This is a genomic window from Streptomyces silvisoli (genome assembly GCF_029269905.1).
Taxonomy (GTDB): domain Bacteria; phylum Actinomycetota; class Actinomycetes; order Streptomycetales; family Streptomycetaceae; genus Streptantibioticus_A; species Streptantibioticus_A silvisoli_A.
The window spans coordinates 1-1,595 of the sequence record NZ_JARJBC010000059.1 but is presented as its reverse complement, the minus strand read 5'-3'; the positions used below and the strand labels follow the sequence as shown (position 1 = coordinate 1,595).

3 protein-coding genes are annotated in these 1,595 nt (G+C 64.3%); 2 read left to right on the top strand and 1 reads right to left on the bottom strand.

All coding sequences use genetic code 11. The features are described 5' to 3' along the window. Window positions 1-93: 93 nt before the first annotated feature. On the top strand, window positions 94-498 hold the full coding sequence (locus P3G67_RS35670) for a transposase (RefSeq protein WP_276097225.1): 405 nt from the start codon (window positions 94-96) through the stop codon (window positions 496-498). A gap of 159 nt (window positions 499-657) precedes the next feature. After that, complete coding sequence (locus P3G67_RS35665; RefSeq protein WP_276097224.1) at window positions 658-861, top strand: hypothetical protein; 204 nt, start codon at window positions 658-660, stop codon at window positions 859-861. A gap of 272 nt (window positions 862-1,133) precedes the next feature. On the opposite strand, the gene P3G67_RS35660 is transcribed toward P3G67_RS35665, so the two are convergent. Continuing rightward, window positions 1,134-1,595 (bottom strand): transposase (locus P3G67_RS35660; protein WP_391858425.1); only part of this gene is annotated, 462 nt, incomplete at its 5' end.

Here is a 1,595-nt window from a genome sequence, read left to right as displayed (position 1 = left end):
CCCAGCGCCCACTCAACGCAGCGACACTCCCGCGGCCCCTCCCCCAGCCGATCTCCAATCCAGACCGCCTCGCCCGCCTCGAGAACATGCCGCATGACCAGCACGGATGTGGTTCTCGGCACCTACAAGGCCAGTCGCAACAGCACGATCCAGCAGCCCGCCACGCCCACACGGCGACCATCGGCCGTTCGCAAGAACCTGCACGTCACAGGCCATGGATGGGGTTTCCGGCACCCGCACCGTACCGAGCAGACCACTGACGAATGGAAAGACCGCTACGCGGTCCGCGCCGGGATCGAAGGCACCATCCATCAAGCGGTTGCCGTCACCGGCATCCGCCACAGCCGCTATACCAGTCTGCCCAAGACCCACCTTGCCCACGTCTTCGCAGCCACCGCTGTCAACCTCATCCGCCTGGACGCCTGGTGGACCGGCAACCCACTCGACCGAGACCGCACAAGCCACCTGACCCGCCTCGGCCTCACACTCACCACCTGACGACCAATTAGGCAACAGAGTCCTTCAGGCCTCCTCCACGAGTACGCTCATGCGGCCTGATCTGCGCGGACGTAATATTCGGCACCCGCAGCCGTTCCGACCGATCAGACCACCACTGCGCTGGAGGCAAAGCTGCGGACGTCGCCCGGCCGGTACCAAGTGCTGGACCACTACACCGACGACACCGCCGCCGCCCCCCAGACGACCGTACTGCTGCACGACACCCACCCCGACGCCGTCGAAACACCGTACCGAGTCCTGGTCGAGACGGTCGATCCCAACGGCCTTCACTACACCTTGCGCGAGGAAGACTTTCCCACGATCGACGCGGCAGAGGACTGGCTGGAGAACCGCAGCGGCTGATTGCACAACCCCAAAGGCCAGTTCCAACCCTCACTCACGTCAACCTGAGAGTAGGATCAGAGCCTGCGCCCCTGCCGTCACCAACAGCGCCCTCACGCGTACCGCGACTCCGGCTTCCAGCGTCCCGCGACTCCTGGGCAACTCGCACCCGCGACCAAGCTTGCGACAGCCCGTACGTCGCTTCGATCGTGACAACGCCACCGGAAAACCGCACGTCACGCCCTTTTCCCGGACGTGTCAGTGACTTCGTGTAAGCGCCATGGGTTCACCGTTCATTGAGCCGGGTCCTCGAAGAAGAGTGAGAACTGGTTCAGTGCCTTCTTCCAGTGTGGCGCGACTTGGTTGATGTCGCGCGCCTTGGGGGTGATGAGCTCGCGGACCGCGAGGTAGAGCACCTTCAACGCGGCCTGTTCGGAGGGGAAGTGCCCTCGGTTGCGGGTGGTCTTCCGTAGCCGAGCGTTGATCGACTCGATGAGGTTCGTCGAGTAGACGACCTTCCTTATCTCCGGCGGGAACGCGAGGTAGGGGGTGAACTCGCTCCAGGCGGCCCGCCAGGTCCGCAGAATCGCCGGATAGCGTTGGCCCAACTCCGAGGCGGCGAAGTCTTCTAGGGGGTGTTCTGAGTTGAGATCACGCGAGGGCTGGCAGGCTGCGTAGCCAGAGGATGGATCCGCGCAGGTGGAGTCCGGCAGTGTAGCTCTCGGGTGTCTTGTCGTAACGGGTAGCCAGCCCTC